Source organism: Caballeronia sp. M23-90, from assembly GCF_053574605.1.
Map to the genome: position 1 here is coordinate 1 of NZ_JBSIPA010000777.1, position 1,608 is coordinate 1,608.

At 62.4% G+C, this 1,608-nt stretch carries 2 protein-coding genes; one reads left to right on the forward strand and one right to left on the reverse strand.

Annotated features, from left to right (window positions below):
• On the forward strand, window positions 1-1,058 hold a 1,058-nt coding region (locus ACRXB1_RS35755; RefSeq protein ID WP_449494734.1), incomplete at its 5' end, for a cytosine permease.
• 60 nt (window positions 1,059-1,118) lie between these two features.
• On the opposite strand, the gene lolA is transcribed toward ACRXB1_RS35755, so the two are convergent.
• Window positions 1,119-1,608, reverse strand: a 490-nt coding sequence (gene lolA / locus ACRXB1_RS35760; RefSeq protein WP_449494735.1) for an outer membrane lipoprotein chaperone LolA, incomplete at its 5' end; no start/stop codon positions are given.

Below are 1,608 nucleotides of genomic sequence, written 5' to 3' on the forward strand. Positions count from 1 at the left end.
TGTCGCTGCGCCCCACACTCGGGCTTCGCGGGGCATCCGTCCCGGCCGTGCTCAACGCGGTGCAACTGGTCGGCTGGGGATCGTTCGAGATCATCGTGATGCGCGATTCCGCCGATGCCCTTGCCAGGCAATCCTTCGGTTTATCGATGCCGCTCATCTGGACGCTGATCTTCGGCGTGCTGGCCACGATCCTTGCGATCACCGGCCCGCTGTCCTTCGTCCGGCGATTCCTGCGCATCTGGGGCATGTGGCTGCTGCTCGGCGGCGCCGGTTGGCTGACGTGGAACCTGCTGTCGAAACAGGATATTGGCGCGTTGATGAACCGGCCGGGGACAGGCGAGATGCCGTTCGGCGCGGGTATCGATCTGGTCGTGGCAATGCCGCTCTCATGGCTGCCGCTGATCGCGGATTACACGCGCTTCGGACGCAGTGCAGGCGGCACGTTTCGCGGCACGCTGTTCGGTTATGGCATTGCGAATATCTGGTTTTATGCGCTCGGCGCCTTCTACGGCCTGGCTGCCGGCGGCGGCGACGCGCTGCTGACCGTGGCATTCGCGCAGGCGGCAGGCGGGATTGCGCTGCTGCTGATTCTCATCGATGAAATCGATAACGCTTTCGCCGATATCCATTCCGCCGCCGTCTCCACCGGCACCTTCTGGGCGAAGGCGAGCGTGCCGTTGTTATCCGCGGCGTTCGGCGGGTTGTGCACGTTGATCGCGTTGCTGGTGCAAATGGGCAAGTACCAGAACTTCCTGCTCCTGATCGGCTCGGTCTTTGCACCGCTGTTCGGCGTGGTGCTTGCCGATCATTTCATCGTGCGCAAACGCCGCGTGGTTGTAGCTGCGCTCACCGACCGGCAAGGCCCGTACGCGTTCTCGGGCGGATGGCATGTCAGCGGATTTGTTGCCTGGGCGCTCGGGATCGCCGCGTATCACGCGATCAACCAATGGATGCCGAACCTCGGCGCGACCTTGCCGTCGCTTGCGATCGGCGCGGTGGCTTACCTGGCGTTGGTGCTGGGTGCGGGTCGGCGGGAAGAGAGCCGGTCGTCGACTTGAGCTTGATGACGGCAATTCAGGAAAGCGAGGCGATGATCGCCCCGCTTTTCGCAACGGTAATCAGCCGTCGATCACGTCAGCGCCCTTCGGCACCACGAACTTGAACTGGTTGGCTTTCAGCGGCGGGTTCTTCTCGATATTCGAGAACGTCAGCAAGGTCACGTTGCCGAATACATCGTGCAATTCCATTGCTTCGAGATTGCCGTTCCTGAAGCCAATACCCACCTGCTGGAACTGCGTGTCCTGCGCCTTAGGCGTCAACTCCAGCCAGTCGATGCCGTCCTTCACCCCCGCGTCGCGCAACGTGAAGTTCTTGTCGAGATCGTTGCTGCCGAAGAGGATGGCGGCAGGACTCGCGCCCAGCGCATTGCCCAACTGACGAACGGTGACCTGGTTCAGGTCTTTGTCGTAGACATAGAGCTTGTCGCCGTCGGCCTGGAGTATTTGCGCGTAGGGCTTTTCGTACGACCAGATGAACTTGCCCGGCCGCGCGAACGTGAATGTGCCGCTTGCCGTGCCGGAGGTCCTCGGCGCTGCGCTCTGCGCGGCA